Origin of the sequence: Verrucosispora sp. WMMA2044, assembly GCF_027497155.1 — a bacterium.
GTDB lineage: Bacteria > Actinomycetota > Actinomycetes > Mycobacteriales > Micromonosporaceae > Micromonospora > Micromonospora palythoicola.
Genome location: NZ_CP114913.1, coordinates 3,057,297 through 3,074,502, shown reverse-complemented (window position 1 = coordinate 3,074,502; position 17,206 = coordinate 3,057,297). Strand labels below are relative to the sequence as shown.

At 73.8% G+C, this 17,206-nt stretch carries 19 protein-coding genes; 3 read left to right on the top strand and 16 right to left on the bottom strand.

Annotation, left to right across the window (positions count from 1 at the left end; all coding sequences use genetic code 11):
- Nucleotides 1–55: 55 nt before the first annotated feature.
- From O3597_RS13930 to O3597_RS13895, 8 genes are read right to left on the bottom strand one after another with little or no spacing between them, the layout of a single operon-like run.
- A complete protein-coding gene (locus tag O3597_RS13930; RefSeq protein WP_164450191.1) occupies nt 56–979 on the bottom strand; it encodes a hypothetical protein in 924 nt (307 codons plus the stop codon).
- Nucleotides 976–1,572 (bottom strand): phage tail protein, encoded by a 597-nt coding sequence (locus tag O3597_RS13925; RefSeq protein ID WP_281604398.1) that lies wholly within the window; start codon nt 1,570–1,572, stop codon nt 976–978. Before O3597_RS13925 ends, O3597_RS13930 begins: the two co-directional genes overlap by 4 nt.
- On the bottom strand, nt 1,553–4,153 hold the full coding sequence (locus O3597_RS13920; protein WP_281604397.1) for a putative baseplate assembly protein: 2,601 nt from the start codon (nt 4,151–4,153) through the stop codon (nt 1,553–1,555). Before O3597_RS13920 ends, O3597_RS13925 begins: the two co-directional genes overlap by 20 nt.
- Nucleotides 4,150–4,611: a GPW/gp25 family protein gene (locus O3597_RS13915; protein ID WP_164450189.1), complete on the bottom strand. Its 462-nt coding sequence runs from the start codon at nt 4,609–4,611 to the stop codon at nt 4,150–4,152. The genes O3597_RS13920 and O3597_RS13915 overlap by 4 nt, the downstream gene beginning before the upstream one ends.
- Nucleotides 4,608–4,946, bottom strand: coding sequence for a hypothetical protein (locus O3597_RS13910; RefSeq protein ID WP_164450188.1), 339 nt, complete (start codon nt 4,944–4,946; stop codon nt 4,608–4,610). Before O3597_RS13910 ends, O3597_RS13915 begins: the two co-directional genes overlap by 4 nt.
- Nucleotides 4,946–6,541 (bottom strand): phage baseplate assembly protein V, encoded by a 1,596-nt coding sequence (locus O3597_RS13905; protein WP_281604396.1) that lies wholly within the window; start codon nt 6,539–6,541, stop codon nt 4,946–4,948. Before O3597_RS13905 ends, O3597_RS13910 begins: the two co-directional genes overlap by 1 nt.
- Entirely contained in the window at nt 6,538–7,296 is a 759-nt protein-coding gene (locus tag O3597_RS13900) for a hypothetical protein (RefSeq protein ID WP_281604395.1), read from the bottom strand. Before O3597_RS13900 ends, O3597_RS13905 begins: the two co-directional genes overlap by 4 nt.
- Nucleotides 7,296–7,475: a hypothetical protein gene (locus O3597_RS13895; protein WP_281604394.1), complete on the bottom strand. Its 180-nt coding sequence runs from the start codon at nt 7,473–7,475 to the stop codon at nt 7,296–7,298. The genes O3597_RS13900 and O3597_RS13895 overlap by 1 nt, the downstream gene beginning before the upstream one ends.
- 921 nt (nt 7,476–8,396) lie before the next feature.
- On the opposite strand from O3597_RS13895, the gene O3597_RS13890 reads away from it, so the two are divergent.
- Complete coding sequence (locus O3597_RS13890; protein ID WP_281604393.1) at nt 8,397–8,597, top strand: hypothetical protein; 201 nt, start codon at nt 8,397–8,399, stop codon at nt 8,595–8,597.
- A 103-nt stretch (nt 8,598–8,700) separates the two neighbouring features.
- On the opposite strand, the gene O3597_RS13885 is transcribed toward O3597_RS13890, so the two are convergent.
- From O3597_RS13885 to O3597_RS13850, 8 genes are all read right to left on the bottom strand, one after another.
- Nucleotides 8,701–9,180: a phage tail protein gene (locus tag O3597_RS13885; RefSeq protein ID WP_093402636.1), complete on the bottom strand. Its 480-nt coding sequence runs from the start codon at nt 9,178–9,180 to the stop codon at nt 8,701–8,703.
- A gap of 1 nt (nt 9,181) precedes the next feature.
- A complete protein-coding gene (locus O3597_RS13880) occupies nt 9,182–10,426 on the bottom strand; it encodes a phage tail sheath subtilisin-like domain-containing protein (RefSeq protein ID WP_164450185.1) in 1,245 nt (414 codons plus the stop codon).
- A 31-nt stretch (nt 10,427–10,457) separates the two neighbouring features.
- The gene (locus tag O3597_RS13875; RefSeq protein ID WP_164450184.1) at nt 10,458–11,150 is read right to left on the bottom strand and encodes a carboxypeptidase-like regulatory domain-containing protein; all 693 of its coding nucleotides are present in this window, start codon (nt 11,148–11,150) and stop codon (nt 10,458–10,460) included.
- Complete coding sequence (locus O3597_RS13870) at nt 11,147–11,755, bottom strand: glycine zipper family protein (RefSeq protein ID WP_281604392.1); 609 nt, start codon at nt 11,753–11,755, stop codon at nt 11,147–11,149. Before O3597_RS13870 ends, O3597_RS13875 begins: the two co-directional genes overlap by 4 nt.
- Nucleotides 11,756–11,767: 12 nt before the next feature.
- Entirely contained in the window at nt 11,768–12,103 is a 336-nt protein-coding gene (locus O3597_RS13865) for a hypothetical protein (RefSeq protein WP_164450182.1), read from the bottom strand.
- An 82-nt stretch (nt 12,104–12,185) separates the two neighbouring features.
- Entirely contained in the window at nt 12,186–12,992 is an 807-nt protein-coding gene (locus tag O3597_RS13860; RefSeq protein WP_281604391.1) for a DUF3153 domain-containing protein, read from the bottom strand.
- Nucleotides 12,993–13,162: 170 nt separating this feature from the next.
- Complete coding sequence (locus O3597_RS13855) at nt 13,163–14,320, bottom strand: FAD-dependent monooxygenase (RefSeq protein WP_281604390.1); 1,158 nt, start codon at nt 14,318–14,320, stop codon at nt 13,163–13,165.
- 28 nt (nt 14,321–14,348) lie between these two features.
- Nucleotides 14,349–15,332 (bottom strand): LacI family DNA-binding transcriptional regulator, encoded by a 984-nt coding sequence (locus O3597_RS13850; RefSeq protein WP_281604389.1) that lies wholly within the window; start codon nt 15,330–15,332, stop codon nt 14,349–14,351.
- A gap of 155 nt (nt 15,333–15,487) precedes the next feature.
- Here O3597_RS13850 and O3597_RS13845 point away from each other — a divergent pair, with 155 nt between their 5' ends.
- Complete coding sequence (locus O3597_RS13845; RefSeq protein ID WP_281604388.1) at nt 15,488–16,750, top strand: MFS transporter; 1,263 nt, start codon at nt 15,488–15,490, stop codon at nt 16,748–16,750.
- Between the two features lie 120 nt (nt 16,751–16,870).
- A complete protein-coding gene (locus O3597_RS13840; RefSeq protein ID WP_164450181.1) occupies nt 16,871–17,206 on the top strand; it encodes a hypothetical protein in 336 nt (111 codons plus the stop codon).

Sequence of the window (17,206 nt, the reverse complement as noted above, 5' to 3'; positions counted from 1 at the left end):
GTGCCGTCATGAGACACCGCCGCGCTGAGTTGATGATTCGCTCGCTGCCGCTCGCTCACCGCTGGTCCTCCGGCCCGACCTCGGTGAACCGCAACTGGTCGACGCCGGCGAAGTAGCGGTTCGTGCTCTGCGTCTTGCCGATCACGACCAGGGTGATCTCGTGCGTGCCGGGGCCGAGCCGTACCCGACCCACGTCGACCCAGTCGGTGACCCGCACCTTCGGACTGAAGCCGATGAACGGGTCGCCGACCTGCCGGCCGTCGATCAGGAAGACCGTGTTGGCGTAGTCGAACGAGGTGGTCAGCACGGCGGAGAACTGCCAGGTCGCCTCGGCCGGCAGCGCCACCGTGACGGTCAGCCGGTCGTTCACCGCACGACCGAGGAAGAACAGTTGGGCGTCCTGCGACCAGGTCACCTCGCAACAGTTCTGCTGCACCTGCACGGTGGCCCCGGAACCCGACGGCGACTCGACCCGCGCCCCGGTCGCCAGGGTCTCCGCCTCGACGGTCACCACCCGCGCCTGCGGTGGCGGCTCGTCTCCGCCAGCCACCAGGAACACCACCACCGCCGAGACGATCAGCACCAACGCCGCGGCCGCGGCGATCCAGGGCCAGGGCGTACGCTTCGGCGGCGCCACCGCGCGTACCTCGTAGGTGACCCGGCCACTGGAGCGGGAACTCTCCTCCGGTGCCGTGTTCGCCGAGTACGCGAACCCCGTCATGTCGTAGCGCCGGGGTGGGGTGCCCGCCGGCACGGCCAGGCGGACCAGGAACGACACCGAACCCTGGGCGGGTACCACCCGCTGTGGCTCGGTGACGGTGAACCACGGCCGTTGGCTGCCCTCGCCGGGTGCCACGTCGAACACCACGGTGTCCGGCGCGACGCCCGGGTTGGAGACGGTGAAGGTCAGCTCACCGGCGTTGCGGGCGTCCAGGGTGAACTGCTCGGCGGCGGCGACAACGGTCCATTCGGTGGTCATGACGGCTCCTCGGGAGCGGAAACGGAGGATGACGGTGCGACGACGGGTGACGGCACGCTGGCCCGCCCGACCGCCCGCTCGGCCGGGGCGTCGCCGACCGTGACCTCGGCGGTGACGGCGGCCGGCTTCTCCGCCGCCACGATCCGGTCGACCAGGGCCAGTTGGTCGGCGGCGGCCGGGGGCACCCGGACGACCAGGTGGAACGGCCGGTCGGCTGGCTCGTCGAGGACGAATCCGGTGACTCCGGTGGCCAACTCCAGGGCGGTACGCAGACCGTCCGGGGTGCCCCGCCAGGCGGCCAGCGCGGCACCGTGCGTCACCAGATCCCGAAGGCGGTTCAGCGGCAGCGGCAGCGGGACGTCCCGCCGGGGCGCGGTGACCAGGTGGTCCATCGCCACCCACCGGGCCAGGTACGCCACCATCGGCGCCGGTGCCCGGTACGGCGCGAAGAGCGCGTCGACCTCGGCCAGCACCGCCTCGTCCGGGGCGTGCAACGCCTCCATCACGTCCAGCAGCGCCCCCAGCACGCTGCCCGGCCCGGCCGCCTGCTGGTAGGCCGTGGGCAGCAGCCGCTCAATGCCCGCTCGTCGCATCCTGCCGCACCACCTCGATGTCGTGCTCGCCGGAGCAGAGCAGCCAGGTGTCCGGGACGGTCACCACGTCGGCGGTGGCCTGGTTGGCGCTGGCCGACCACTCTGTCGCGTCGCCGCTGCGGTGCACGCCGCGCTCCCCGCCGGCCAGCACCAGGCGGTCCGCCGGGCCGGTCGCGGCGACCGCGTCGACCGGCATGAACCGGGTCCGGTCGCGCAGCGGCAGCCCGCAGTTGACCGACACCGACATCCACTGCGGTTGCGCGGACAGCGTGTCCAGTCGCAGCACCCCGCCGCTCTGCGTCGCGGCCAGCGCGAGCGGACCGCTGAAGGCGAGATCCCGGCAGGTGCCGCCGAGCCAGCCCGCCGACAGCGCCTGCCACTTCACGTCGGATTCGAACAGCCGGGCACGGAAGCAGCCCTGGCCGGGTCGCTTCGGATCCGGTTCACCGGTACCGCTCCACAGCAGGGTGGCCGGTCCGTCGTACTGCACGGCGAGCACCCGGTTGTCGACGTTGGCCAGACCCACGTGGCTGAAGCTGCCGGGGCGGCCGGCGTTGCCGGACAGGTACACCCCGAAACCGGCCTGGGCGGCCACCGCCACCCCGGCCGCGCCGCGCTCGGAGACGAACGCCCGCACCGCGTAGAAGCCCCGGTCGGCGTCGGCGGGGTCGACCAGGATCTGCAACGGCACCGAACCGGGCAGCAGGGACACCTCGTACAGGCCGGTGTCGGTGGCGAGCAGCAGCGCACCCGCGCCGTCCCGGTCGATCCAGGCCAGATCGCCGACCCGCGAGTCCAGGTCGGCCAGCAGCGACCAGGTCTCGCCCAGATCCGTGCTCAGGTGTACCCGGGAGCCGCCGTCGCTGCGGACGGTCGCCACCGCCACCGAACCGGCCCGGGGCACGATGCCCGGTCGCACCGGCGCGGGCGCCGGCACCACCCGCTGCACGGTCTCCCCGTCGTCGAAGCGTCCCGCCGGCTCCCAACCGGCCCCCGCGTTGGTCGAGCGGAACAGCACCGCCCCACTGCCGGCGTACCAGGTGCGCGGCTGGTACTGGTCGGCCGCGAGGGTACGCACGTGACTGTCCGGTGTCTCGTCGACCTCGAACCGCACCGACTCGACGTAGCGCACCCCCGGCTCGGCGTGCTCCAGCAGGCGGTACACGTTGGACGCCCGCAGCGGCTCGCCGAACGCCCAGCCGGTCGGGTTGAGCGTGCTCGGCAGCGGGCTGAGTGTCTGGTGCAGGCGGTCGTGGATGCGCCGGCGTACCGCCTCGACGTCCTCCTCCCGGCGGACCACCACCCGGGCCCGGATCGACACCGCCTTGTACCGCGCCCAGCTGGCCCGGCAGGCGGTCCCCAGCGAACGGCGGCGCTCCAGGTCCGCCTCGACCCGCAACCGGACCTCCTCGACCTCGTGTTCCCGCAGCACCGCCACCGGCAGTTGGCCACCGGGCCGCGCGCCGTCCGGCACGTGCGGCACCAGCACCACCTCCACCTCGCCGGGGCGGGCGAAGCTGTAGACGGCGGCCCGGGTGAAGGCACGGGCGCGGCTCACGCCACCGGCGGCGGTGGCGAGCACCTCGAAGTCCCGGGCGGTCACCGCGCGCTGCTGGGCGAAGAAGGCGTACGGCCCGCGCAGCAGCACCGACTCCATGGCCTCCATCTCCCGGCCACCGGCCGCCGGCAGTGGGTTGACCACCTTCACCCCCGGCAGCGGATCACGCAGGCCGGTCAGGGTGCCGGCGGCCACGTTCCCGGCCGGTCCGCCGCCCGCGCGGTACCACAACCGGACCTGCCGGCCCGCCGGTGGCACCGCCGCGACCGCGCCATCGCCGGATTGCGCCGTCCCGTCGTCGGTGACCCGCAGGTCCAGCGCCGGTGCGAAGGTCACCGTGCCGGAGCACCGGTCCACCAGGTACGCCTTGTCCTGCGGGCCGAGCCCGGCGAAGCTGTCCACCGCGCGCCAGATCTCGAAGGTGCGCCCGTCGTGCTCCCGAGCCGCGGCACCCAGCTCCACCGAACCGGTCGGCACCTCGACCCCGAGCAGCAGGTCCAGCGGTTCGGCGGTACGCGCCAGCGGCGCCCGCCCGGCGCGCAGCACCTGCCCCGGCTGCCCGGTGCCGACACCGAGCAGTTCCGCCTCCACCGGCTCGCAGTGGTGCATCCGGACGGTCACCTCGCGCTGCCCTGCGGCGAGCAGTGCCGGTTCGCAGGTGACGAAGACCACCGGCCGTGGGTCGGCCCCCCGGGCGGCGGCCACCCGGGTGCCGGCGGGGATCCGCAGCGGGGCCTCGTCGCCGCCGGTGCGGGTGAACCGGACGTCCGCCCAGGCCGCCGCGGGCGGGTGTCGGCTCACCCCGAGCAGGTTGAGGAAGGCGACGTACGCCTTCTCCGGCAACTGGTTCAGCCGGTAGATCATCACTTCGGTGAGGTGCGCGAACGCCTCCAGCAGCGCGACACCGGGGTCGTGTGCGGACAGGTCGGTCCACCCGGGGCAGGACTGCCGGATCCGGTCCCGGGCCTCGGTGACCAGGTCGAGGAAGCTCCGGTCGTCCAGGTGCGGCACGGGCAGCGTCATCGTGGCTCCTCGGTGTCCGGGCCGGTGCTCGGCCCGACGGGCGGGTCGTCGTCGGCGGGCAGCAGGTCGACCGAGAAGACCAGCTGACCGGGGGTGAGGCTGGCCCGGATCCGGTAGTCCAGCCGGATCACCAGCCGCCACGGGTCGTCGGAATCCGGTCCGGCGTCGACGTCGAGCACGTCGATGCGGTGCTCCCAGCGCGCGATGGCCGCGCGGACGTAGTGGATGGCCAGCCCGGCGGTGGTGTCGTCGTTCGGCGCGAAGACCAGCCGGTGCAGGCGGGAGCCGTACCCGGGGCGCATCAGCCGCTCGCCCGGCGTGGTCGACAACAGCAGGAACAGTGCCTGGCGTACCGTCTCGTCGCCGTCGGTCATCGCCAGGCCGCCGGCCGCGGTCAATCCGAGCCCACCGCCCTGACCCGGGTCGAAGCCGGCACCGACGAACCGGATCGCCCTCACGTGTCGGCCCCCACGAAACGCTGCCGGGGATCGCGCACCCGGTAGGTGAACTGGCCGGGCGGACTGCCGTTGGTGAACCCGGACAGGTGCGACAGCACGACCCGTCGGCCGCCGACGCGCACCCAGTCGCTGTAGCCGGCCCGCACCGCCTCGGTGCCGGTGCACGGCTTGACCGTGGCGCCGTAGTTCGGACAGGCGACGATCTCCCGTCCCTTCGGGTCGTCGGCCACCAGCACCGGTACGCCGGCCACCGTGACCCAGCCCTGGGACGCCCGGTTGCGGACCCGGCCGTCGTGGCTGCACCTGATCACCGAGTCGCGGTGGATCCAACGCATCAGCTGCCTCCTTCGTGGTGGGCACGGGCGAGCGCCCGGGCCTGCTCGGCGGCGGTCTGCGGGTCCTCGACGGCCTCGGCGTGCAGGAAGTCGACGCTGCGGGCCCGGACGACCATCGCCCGACCCGGCGCGGACAGCACCAGATCCGTCGCGGCGTGCAGGGTGGCCAGCTGCGGGGTCAGTTCCAGCCAACTGCCGGCGTCGGTGCTCAGCCGCAGGCTGCGCGTCACGTCGTCGACCACCACCTGCTGACCACCGGCGGTACGCAGCGACCAACGCCGGGCCCGCCCGTCGTCGACCCCGGTGTCGTACGGCTCGACGGTGCCGAACAGCGAGCCGAGCACCACGCCGGAGGTCGGCTCACCACCGGGCAGCGCCACCAGCACGCTGTCCTGCGGATCGGGCAACGCGACAAGCCCCTTGCCCCGGCCGGCTCCCGGGCACAGCACCGCCAGCCAGCCGGCGTCCGCCCCGCCGTAGGCGGGCAGTTCCACCCGCACGCGGCCCAGACCGTCCGGGTCGGACACGTCGGTGACGGTGCCGAGGGTGACCACCGCCGGTGCCGGCGACCCGGAACGTGGCGCCGGCGGCGGCATGGTCGAGAAGCGACTCAGGTGACCGTTGGCGTCGACGGTGTGCACCACCTCCGTCACCACGTACGTGCCGGCCACCGGCGCGGCCACCCCGGTCAGCCGGATCCGCCGGCCGGGCCGCAGCGCGGGCGTGCCCTCGGCGGTCCCGTCGGCGGTGACCAGGGCGGCGGCCCGGGTGTCGAGCCGAGCCTGGGCCAGTGCGGCGATCTCGTCGTCGCTACGCCCCGGCTGGTCCAGGGCGGTACGTGGGCCGTCCGCGCCGACCTTGGCCGGATCGGGATCCGTCGGGGTGCGGCGCCCGCAACGAGGGGTGTCCACCCGCTGGACGATGGGTTCGGCGCGCTGCGGGTGCCAGCCCAGCACCGCGCTCTCCCCGGCGGCGCTGTCGGCGTTCACCGACAACCGCAGGCCGTGCACGTCGCGGCCCAGTTGCAGGGCGATCGGCTCGCCGTAGCCGTCCAGGGTGACCAGTCGCAGCACGTCGCCGTCGAGGATCAGGTGCAGCCCGGCCCGGCCGGTCACCTCGACGAGCAGGTCCAGGTCGTTGGGCCGGTGGTGGGGCAGCCGGTCGAGGTGCGGGCCGTCGACCTCCGCCTCGACGCGCAACCCCAGGTCGGCACAGAGTTCCGTGGCCAGTTCGGCGGCGGTGACCGACTCGAAGACCCGGATCCGTTGTCGCTTGCGCAGCCGGTGCAGCAGGTCGTACCCGCGAACCCGCAGGACGGCCGTACCGTCGGCGGCGTACTCGACCTCGACGGCGGTGACCTCCCCGGTGAACAGCGCCTCCGGGTGCCCGTCGAGCCGGACGTCCAGGCTCGCGCCGATCCGCACCGGTCCGGTCAGCGCGGCGGTGCCGGGCCCGGTGCGCAGCGTGGCCTCGCACTGGGTGGGCAGGTTCAGGCGGGCGGCGACCCGCACCGAGGTGACCTGGCCGGTCACCGCGTCGGGCAGCGGTCTGCCGCCGAGCAGCACGGTCAGCGCCCGGGGCGCGGCGGCGGTCACGATCCGCTCCCCGAAGTGTCGGCGGCGCTCGCTCCCGACGGCGCGGTGCCCGGCAGCGGCGGTACGGCGAGCGCGGTGCCGGCGGGCACGGCCAGCGGGTCGGTGATCCGGTTGTGCTCGGCCAGCAGCCGCCACCGCAGCGGAGAGCCCAGCGCGTCGTGGGCGAGCAGGTCGAAGCGTACGCCCGAGGTGTCGGCGGCGGTGCCGTCGCCGGCGGCCACCACGGCAGTGCCCGGGGCGACGGTGGGGGTCTGCGCGGCGGACAGCTCCTCGGCGAAACCCTCCTCGGCGCGGCGGGCGTCCTCGGCCACCCGGACCAGCTTGAGCCGCAGCCACGAGCGACGCGGGGAGCCGGTGGCGGTGAACGCGTCGAAGCGCTCCGCCACCGCGACGATCACACCGGGCACGTTCCAGGTCTTGCCCCAGACCATCCGCACCAGCGGGGGCCGCAGCCAGCCGTGTTCCACCGCCGAGTTCTCGGCCAGCATCCAGAGTGGTCGGGTGAGCGCCCGCACGTCGGTGGGGCGGACCTGCCCCTCGGCGAAGTCGATGTCGAAGAGCAGGTCCAGCACGAGTTCGGTGCGGCCGCCGCCGGTGAAGAGCAGTGGGTCGTCGGCCAGCCCGACGCCGGTGAGCTGACCGTCGGCGCCACCCCGCTGACGCACCCCGGCGAGGCGGGTCACCTGCACCGTCTCGGGGTTGAGCAGGCAGTCGATCCGTTCGCCGCTGTCGATGAGGAAGGCCACCCGTTGCATCAGCCACCCGCCTGTTCCCCGTCGAGCCGCCGCATCCGATGCCCGTCGCCGCCGACCGGCTCGGAAACCGTCCACAGTGCTTGGTCGTCGGGCAGGGCCGGCCACGGGTCGGGCGCGGTACGCCCACCGCGCGGCGGCGGTGCCGACTCCAGTTCCGGCCAGCGCAGGTCCGCGCCCACGGGCCAGCGTCCGTCGCCGGTGGGAAGCCCACTGCCGGGCCAGCGTCCATCGCCGGTGACAGGCCTGTTGGGGCTGGCGCCGGGTCGGATCCGGTGTCCCGCCCAGCCGTCCCCGCCCGGCAGGCCGATGTCGGTTGTCCGCTGATGTTCGGCCACCAACCGGAGCACCGCGCGGTGCTCCGGTACGGCCCCGGTCGGGCGCGGCTCGCCAGCTGCCTCGACGTGCGGGCTCGCGGGGCCGGTGTGCGGGGCCGGGCCGGTGAGCCGGGGTGCCGGGGCGTGCGGAAGCGCGGGCCGGGTCGTGGCCGGAGCTGCTCCGGGCCGCTGCGGAACGATGCGGAACCGGGCCCTGGTCGTGGCCCGGTCCGTCCCCGTCGATCTCCACACCGGCTCGGCCGGGCCTCGATCCGGCGCGGGCGCCGCAGCCCCGTCGTGGGTATCCGTCACGGCTGTCGCCGCCTCCTGCGCTTCCCGGCCCCTGGTCGCACCGCGCCACCGCTGGCGAACGTCGCCCAGCCCACCCGGATCGTCCGGCCCACCCGGACCGACTGGCTCGCCCGGACCGCCGGGTCCGGGGGTCTCCGGACCGAGCCGGGATGTTCCCCTGTGGTCCCTTTGCTCTGCTTCAATCGGCGCACCGGTCGATGTCCGGATACCGGACGTCGGGTGATGCGTGGGGTGAAGCAGAGCAAAGGACGTGGGGGAGTGGGTGGCGGGTGCCGGCCCGGAGGCCGGGCGGTGATCGGCCGACCACGGGTTCGCGTCGGCGGCCATTGCGGGATCGGCCGTCGCGCCGGGTCGGTGAACGTACCGCCCGGCTGGGTCGACCGACGTGACGGGTGGATGCTCCGGACCGTCCGCGCGTATCTCGCCCGACGGGCCGGCTGGATCCGCGTCCGGTCGGCCGACACCGTCCGGCCCGTGGCCGGCAGACCCCTGGTGGTACGCGCGGTCCGGCGCGGACACGACGTCTGCCGGCGGGGCGAGGGCCAGGTCCCGCAGCAGACCGGGGGCGTGGGTGGTGACCACCCGCAGCCAGTGCTCGGGCGGCTGCCCCGGTCGCCGAGGCCGATCATCGGGCCCGGTGGTGACGGATGCGACGGTCCGACCGACGGTGCCTGACCGTCCGGACGATCCGATCGGTGGCACCGGGGCGGTGGCGTCGACCGCACCGGCGAGACGGTCCACCGCGGCCGCCGCGGCTCGGAGGCGATCGGCCAGCCAGTTACGCGGGCGTCGGCGCGGCACCACCGGCCTCCAGTTCCAGGCTCTCGTAGCGCAGCGTCAGTGCCGCGATGGCGATCTCCTGCCCGAGCGTGTTCAGGTGGGCGCCACGCCAGTTGGTCGGCCACGCGTTGATCAGGTTCCAGCGCAGCACCTCCGCCGTGCCGGCGGCGTCGAGCAGCACCACCGAGACGTTGCGGCGGCTGACCGTACCTCGGGCGACCGCGTGCACCCAGTCCCACAGCTCCCGCGACGCGGTGAGGCCGAAGTGCAGGGTGACCGGCCCGTACTCCACCTGGCCCGGGACCATCCGGATCCGGTCGTTGCCCTGCTCCCGGTACGGCACCGCCGGAATGTTCACCTCCAGGCCGCTGACCTCGGTGAAGTGGCCGTTCGTCACCCCGTTCACCAGCAGCTTGAAGTTGTACGCCCGGTACGGGTCGACCGGGGTGCCCGGCTGTGGGGTGGCCGTGGTCGGCATGTCAGCCTCCAATCGTCTCGGTCTCGGTGCCGCCGGCCCACTGGCTCAGCTTGAACACCACGAACTCGGCGGGCTTGACCACGGCGATGCCGATGTGGGCGACCACCATCCCCGCGTCCCGGACGTCGGCCGGGTTGGTCTCCTCGTCGCACTTGACGAAGAACGCCTCCTCCGGCGTGCGTCCCAACAGCGCACCGTCGCGCCACACCCGGGTGAGGAAGGCACCGATGTCCCGCCGGATGGACCGCCACAGCGTGTAGTCGTTCGGCTCGAACACCATCCACCGGGTGCCGTTGGCGATGGCCTGCTCGATGGCGATGGAGAGGCGCCGGACGTTGAGGTAACGCCACTCGCTGGCCTCGGCGGCGAGGGTACGGGCGCCCCAGACCCGGATGCCCTCCCCGGGGAAGTAACGGATGACGTTGACGCCGCGGGGGTTGAGCACGTCGTGCTCGGCCCGGGTGACCAGGTGGCCCAGATCCACCGCGCCGCGTACCGGCTCGTTGGCGGGCGCCTTGTGCACGCCGCGCAGGGCGTCGGTACGGGCCCAGATGCCCGCCACGTGCCCGCTCGGCGGGGTGAGCACCAACTCGCCGCTGAGCGGGTCACGGACCCGCAGCCACGGGTAGTAGAGGGCGCCGAAGTCGGACTGCCGGGGTCGGTGCGCCACCGGACCACTCCCGCCGCCTCCGCCGCCGGAACCGGCGGGGGTGTCCGGCTCGGTGGTGTCGGCCGGTTTCGCCGAGCGGCCCGAACCGGGCGTGGCGACCCGGGTGAGGGCGGAGATGTCGTCGATGTCGGGCGCCGGGTCGCAGATGGCGACCATGGTGCGGGTGCGCTCGGCCATGCTCAGCAGCGCCTCGTGGGAGACCGGGTCGTGGAAGCCGGGCGCGGCCAGGATGGAGATCTCGTCGACCGCTTCCAGCAGGTCCAGACCGGCACGCTTGCGGCCGGTGCCGGAGACCGCGCCGCCCTCACCGACGTTGACCACCCAGCAGCGGGTGCCACCGTTGTCCAGGAAACCGAAGACGGCCCGGGCCAGCGGTGTGCTCTCCAACTGGTCACCGTCGGCGTACAGGCGGAGGAAGTCGGTCCAGTTGTTCACCGCGAGGGCCGCACCGAGATGGGCGGTGCGGTCCGGCGCGACGCCGACGAAGGCCGCAGTGCTGGTGCCGACCGGTCCGATCGGCCGGGCACCGCTGGGCACCTCCTCGACGTAGATGCCGGGCGAGAAGTAGGTGGGCATCGGTTCCTCCCGTGCGGGTCGGGTCGGCGGATCAGGGTGTCGGTGGCGCGCAGACGATGACGATGTCGGGTTCGGCCGGGTCGATCTCGGCGGTGAGCACCTGCCCTCGACCGGTGAGCCGGAGTCGGACCGGTGCCGGCCGGTCCGGGTCGTGGGGGACGCCGACGAGCCGGAAACGTCCGGCCGAGTCGGTCCGTGTCGCGTACGGCTGGCCGACGACCTCGACCCGCATGGACGCGAGGGGCTGCTCGGCCGGACCGACGACGCGTCCGTCGAGGGACACCATCTCCAGCTGCCGCAGCCGCAGCGGTCGTAGCACCGGTGCGGCCGGCCGGGTCGGGTGGGTGACCTGCACCGGCACGTCGATGAGCACCGCCGGCCGGGGCGGCGCGCCGAAGGCCGCCCACAGCGCCGGGTCGCCGGCCTCCAGCACCAGCGTGCGACCGTCCGCCGCGGTGGCCGCGACGAGCACCCGGTCCAGTGCGGCCAGGGACTCCGGGCCACCGGCGGCCAGCAGGTAGCGCACCGTGAACCGGTACGGTTCTGGTCCACTGCCGGTGCCCCGGGTCTGCCGGGCCGGCCGGATCTCCAGCGGCCACAGGGTCAACCGGCCCGGGTCGGCATCGGGCCGTGGCGGGCCGACCGGGACGGTGTCTCCCACCGTCCCGGCCAACCACGCCGTCACCTCGGCGGTGGCCGTGCGGATCGGACCGTCGTCGGTCATCGCGGCGGCGTCCCCTGGATCCGGTACGCGATGGCCTCGTTCCACACGTGCGGGTAGACGCCGATCTCGAAGTACCGGGTGAAGCGGTTGATCGGTGCGCCCGTGTGGTCGTGGTAGAGCAGCCAGATCGGCGCGATGGTGAACAGCACGTAGTTGGCCACGACCAGCGGGATGTACAGCGGACCGAGCAGCCGGGCCTGGAAGATGTGCACGTCCTCGTGGCGCTGGATACCGGGACCGGAGCCGGCGCAGACCGTGCCGAGCGTGGTGGCGTAGCGGGGAGAGACCCCTTCGACCACGTTCACCCGGCAGCTGTGCCGGGAGGTGACCCGGTCCAGCGAGTGCCCGAACACCAGGTGCAGAGCCAGATAGATCGCGCCGACGAGGGTGTTCAGCAGGCTCCAGGTGTGATCCACGATGAAGAGGAACACCCCGCGCGGGCTGGCCGCGTAGACCTCGGCCGCGGCGACGGCCCAGCCGAAGACCGTGCCGACGAGCAGCCCGATGCCCGCGCCGACGAGCAGCCCGACGCCGCCGCCGAGGAGTTGGCCGAGTACGGCGCCGGTGGCGACGTGGACGGCGGCGCTGAGGATTCCGAAGACCATCTCCGGCTCCCCTCAGGCCCAGGAGCGGATGAACCGCGGCTCGTTGCCCTGCGCCAGCTGGATCGGCGTGGCCTGCCGGTTGCCCGGCGGCAGCTGGTTGATGCCCAGCGCGGCGGAGAAGATGACCAGGCCGTTGAAGAACGCGATGATCCATTTCTCGGCGCCCGCGTCGGTGGCGAAGGCGGCGGTGAGGTACGACAGCGCGAGCGCGATGCCCAGCGCGATCCACTTGCGGGCCTTGTCGGCGCTGGGGCCGATGAGTCCGCCGATGACGTTCGTGGTGAGCAGCGTCGCGGCGCTGGCACCGGTGAGGCTGCCGAGGGCCGCCCAGGTGAAGAGATCGTTCATCGCCGATCTCCCTTCGGAGTTGCGTACTGCCGGGTGGGGTGTGGGTGAGCCGCCGTGCTCGACGGCGGCGGCCGGCCGGTCGTCAGCCGGCGTCCGGCGGGCCCGGATTCGTGGTGGCCGGCGTGACCGGTGCGGGTCCGCCGACCGGTGGAGTGCCGCTGCCGGGCGGCGGACCGCCGGCCGCGGAGCGGCGGAGCAGGAGCGCGACAAGCACCGCGACGAGCAGCAGCACCACGGCGCCGGCACCGATCAGCAGCCAGGGGAGCCCGCCGCCGGAGTCCGCGCCCGCCGCCGAGGACGGTCGCGGTGGCGCCTCGGCGACGGCGCGCAGCTCGGCGGGCTTCTGCTCGTTGCGATTGACCCGCCAGGTGACGGTGCGGTCGTTGACCTGGCCGCCGGTGCTCGCGTCCAGGACGCGGCCGGGAAAGGTCACCGCTATCTCGAACGACATCAACAACATGAATCGTTCTTGATTCTTGGGGTCCTGTTCCGCCACTTTTCCGCCGTACTTCTTCGGGTCCAGCGGAAGGGTGAACACGTACCGGTCGTCGGTGCGGACGATGCTCAGGCTTTCGCTGTCGAATTGGTGCAACGGAACGTTTCGATAGTCGATCACAGATCCGAAGTGGGTGTCGTCCTCGTATCGGGTCTCCGGTCCGGCGGGTAGCGCCGGTATGTTCTGCCGCAACTCGGCGAAGCCCGCCTCGACCGGCCGGTTGTTCGAGGTCAGGACGTTCCGCTCGGCGGTGAGCAGAAGTTGCCCGCTGACCGTGTCGTCGGCGTTGACGGTCAGCCCGGCATTGAGCTGCATGCAGCCGGAAAGGGCCGCCACCAGCACGAGGCACGCCGCGCCGCGGAGTGCGCTGAAGCGCCTGAGCCTCGAATTCATGGGCTCAGTGTGTGCGCTCGCCGGCCGAGTCATCAGTCAGCGATCAGTCACATGCCAGTCGCCGATCTTACCGGGATCCCATCACATTCGGCCGAGGCCACGAACCGACAGAATCGATATTCTGGAAGGTTGATCCACAATTACTTGATCGAGTCGCGTCGGCTCTGGTGTCAAACGGGCCGTGGTGGTTGCCAGTCGGCGTGGCGGGCCATACCCCGCAGCGCCGCCCGGCTCGGCGTGAGGCGCAGCATCGCGTTGCGGACCGCGATGGCCGCCGGGTGTCGAAGCTCCTGACCGAACCGGGCGGTACGGGCGGCCGCGCGGGCGATGGCCTGACTGCGGGGCCGGCGCAGCCGGTCGTACGCGCGCAGCGCCGCCGGGACGTCGACCTCCGGACCGGCGAGCGCGCCCAGGGTGACCGCGTCCTCGATCGCCTGGCAGGCGCCCTGCCCCAGATGCGGGGTCATCGCGTGCGCCGCGTCGCCGAGCAGGGCCACCCGGCCGCGCACGTAGTGCGGTAGCGGCGTGGCCAGGTGGTACAGGTCGTTGCGCAGCACCTCGTCGGGTCCGGTGGCGGCGAGCAGCGCCGGTATCGGGTCGTGCCAGTGGCCGAAGCGTTCGCGTACCTCGGCCAGCTCGTCGGCGGCGTGCCCGCCGGGCGCGGCGGTGATCGCCGCGTACCAGTAGACCTGCCCGTCGCCGAGCGGGACCATGCCGAACTCGCTGCCCGGCCCCCAGCTGACCGCCGCGGGGACCGGCTCGTCGAAGGCGATCGCCGCCCGCCAGGCGGTGGAACCCGAGTACGCCGGTGCCGGACTGTCCGGCCAGAGCCGGGCACGCAGCGCGCTGCGCAACCCGTCGGCGCCGACCACCAGATCGGCGGTCATCTCGGCCGACGCACCGCCGCGCTGGTAGTGCACCGTGCCGCTGGCCGGGTCGACGTCTGACACCGCGCAACCGGTCCGCAGCGTCCCGGCCGGCAGCGCCTCACGCAGCGCCCGGTGCAGGGCGCCCCGGTGGATGCCGAGCGCGGTGGTGCCGAGGACCCGTTCCAGCTCGGCCGCGTCCACCCGGGACAGCCAGCGCCCGTCGGCGGTGCGCAGCCCGCCGGTGGCCCCTTCGCGCCCCAACCGGTGTACCTCGGTGCCGAGGCCGAGGGCGTCCAGCCCGCGTACCGCGTTCGCCATCAGGGTGATTCCCGCGCCGACCTCACGCGGCTGCGGGGCCTGCTCCAGCACGGTGACCCGCCAGCCCCGTCGATGCAGGGCGAGCGCGGCGGCCAGTCCGCCGATGCCCGCACCGGCCACGACCGCATGTCTCTCCGTCACGGCGACCACCCTTCTACGACGGTGGAGCTCAGGCGCTGCCGCGTACCACAAGAGCCGACGGGAAGACCGTCGTCTCCGGTGCCGTGCGTTGTTCCAGCACCATCGTCGCGGCCGCGGTGATGATCTGCCGTACCGGGTGACTGGCCGTGGTGAGCGCCACCGTGGCGGCCAGCGGAATGTCGTCGAACCCGGTCACCGCGACATCGTCGGGCACCCGGATGCCGTCGGCGCGCAGCCGGCCGATCACCCCGAGCGCGGTCGCGTCGCTGATCCCGACGATCGCGTCGGTGTCCGGCCAGCGTCGCAGCACCTCCCGGGCGGCGGCGTACCCCCGGGTCGCGCTGAAGTCGCCGACCACCTCCCGGGCCGGCAGGCCGGCCTCGTGCACCAGCGCCCGGTACGCCCGCACCGAGCGGTTCGCGCAGGCCAGCCAGCGAGGGCCGGTGACCATGGCGATCCGCCGCCGGCCGGTGTCGTACAGATGGCGGACGATCGCCGTGGTGCCGCCGCCGTTGTCGATGTCCACCGACGGCACGGTGGCCGAACCGATCCCGATCGACACGGCCCGGCCGGCCAGCCGGCGCGGCACCAGGTCCAGCAGCGCCGGTGTCGTGTTGAGCAGGACCAGGCCGGCCACGCCCCGGTCGTCGGTCAACCGGGTCAGCCGCTCCGGTTCTGCCAGCGGCACCCACTGCACGGCGACGCCCAGACCGTGCGGCGTGCAGGCTCGGGCCACCGCGGCGACGGCCTGGTCGACGTAGGGGTCGTCGAGGACGGTCGGGTCGGTGCCCGCCACCGCGATCAGCAGCCGTACGCCGGAACCGTGCACCAGGGCCCGCGCCGCCGGGTTCGGCACGTAGCCGAGCAGGTCCACGGCGGTGCGTACCCGCTCGCGGGCGGTCGGTGACGCGAATCCGTTCCCGCCGAGGACCCGGGACGCCGTCGAACGGGACACCCCGGCGGCCCGGGCCACGTCGTCCAGGGTCGCCGGGCGGCGCGCTGCCGTCGTCATGAGCGTTCTCCCCGTTGTTGCTCGCGCCCACCCGGGCGCCCACCAGCATCATGCCGTGCCCGACGGCTGCTGGTAAGGACCGGAGGCGGATTGTGGTGGTAGCGCTTCCAGGTGTGTGATCGTCGTACTGTCCGAGGAGAGGACCGGAAACGTACGTGGACCCCGCCGTCACCACCCCCGCCACCCCACCGACCAACCCTGGCCCGTCGGGCGCCGTGCTGGCCGCCCGTAACGGGGTGGCCGTCGTGTTCGCGCTCAACGGACTGGCCGTCGCCACCTGGTTCGCCCGGGTGCCGGCGATCCGTGACGGCCTCGGCCTCAGCCCGGGGCGGCTCGGTCTGCTGCTGCTCGCCCTGTCCCTCGGGGCGATCCTCGCCATGCCCACCGCCGGCCTGGTCGCCCAGCGCCTCGGCGCGGCCCGGGCCGTGGCGGCGTCCACCCTGCTCGTCGCGCTCGGGCTGACCATCGCCGGATTCTCCGCCGGGGTGGCCGTGTCGCTACCCGGAGTCGCGGTGGGCCTGTTCGCGCTCGGCTACGGCTCGGGCAGCTGCGACGTCGCGATGAACATCGAGGGCGCGGCGGTCGAACGGCGACTCGGCTGGACGGTGATGCCACGCTTCCACGCCGCCTGGAGCCTCGGCTCGGTGGCCGGCGCGGGCCTCGGGGCGGGGGCCGCCCGCCTGGGCGTCCCGGTCGCCGTGCACCTCGGTGTGCTGGCCGCCCTCGTGCTCGGCGGCACGCTGCTCGGGGCCCGCGCGTTTCTGCCGGTCGAGCCGGACACGGCCGGCGCCTCGACCGGGCGTCGTCGGCTGCTGGCCGCCTGGCGGGAGCCACGCACCCTGCTCATCGGCCTGCTGGTGCTGGCGGCGGCGTTCGCCGAGGGCAGTGCCAACGACTGGCTCGCGGTGGCGTTCGTCGACGGCTACGGCTTCAGCGAGGCGGCCGGCGCGGCGGTCTTCGGCGTCTTCGTGGTCGGCATGACGCTGGGCCGCACCGTCGGCACGGTCGCGCTGGACCGCTGGGGGCGGGGGCCGGTGCTGACCACCACCATCCTGCTCGCCATCGTCGGCGCCGGCCTGGCGGTGCTCGCCGGCTCCGGTCCGGTCGCCGTGGTCGGCGTCGCGCTGTGGGGGATCGGTGCCTCGCTCGGCTTCCCGGTGGGGATGAGCGCCGCCGCCGACGAGGAGGAGCACGCGCACGTACGGGTCAGCGTGGTCGCGGTGATCGGTTACACCGCGTTCCTGGCCGGGCCACCGCTGCTGGGCCTGCTCGGTGACCAGGTGGGCACGCTGCGGGCGCTGCTCGTCGTACCGCTGCTGCTGCTGCCGACGCTGCTGCTGGTCCCGGCGGCCCGCCCGCCCGTCGCCGGCGGCACGGGGGCGCCGGCGCGGGCGGGCTCGGCGGAGCCGACCGGGTAGCGGGACGTCGCCCGACAGGCCGTCGGGCGGTACCACGTGCCGGGGATGCTCACCGGGCTCACAGGGATCTGCCAGGTGACGGTGCTGCACTGGGAGTCACGCCGAGGAGAGGAGCCGGGCATGGGCTGGTTCAGCCGGCGGTCACGAGCCGCGCAGGGCACCCCGACGAAACTCGACCGCGAGGCCACCCCCGAGGACCTCGCCGCGCTGGAGCAGTTCGCCACCAGCCGGCAGGGGGTGGAGTTCTACCTGGAGCCGGAGACCACCGCCACCGACACCACCGTGATGGCCATCGCCCACGACGGCGAGTGGATCCGCCGCCGCACCGGCACACCGCGCGCCGCCGGCGCCCTGGCCCGCAAGCACGCCGTCCCGCTGTACGAGGCCACCAAGGTCGGCTACCCGGATCGGATGCGGGCCTGGAACCGGGCCCATCCGGAGCGTCGCGCCCGCTGA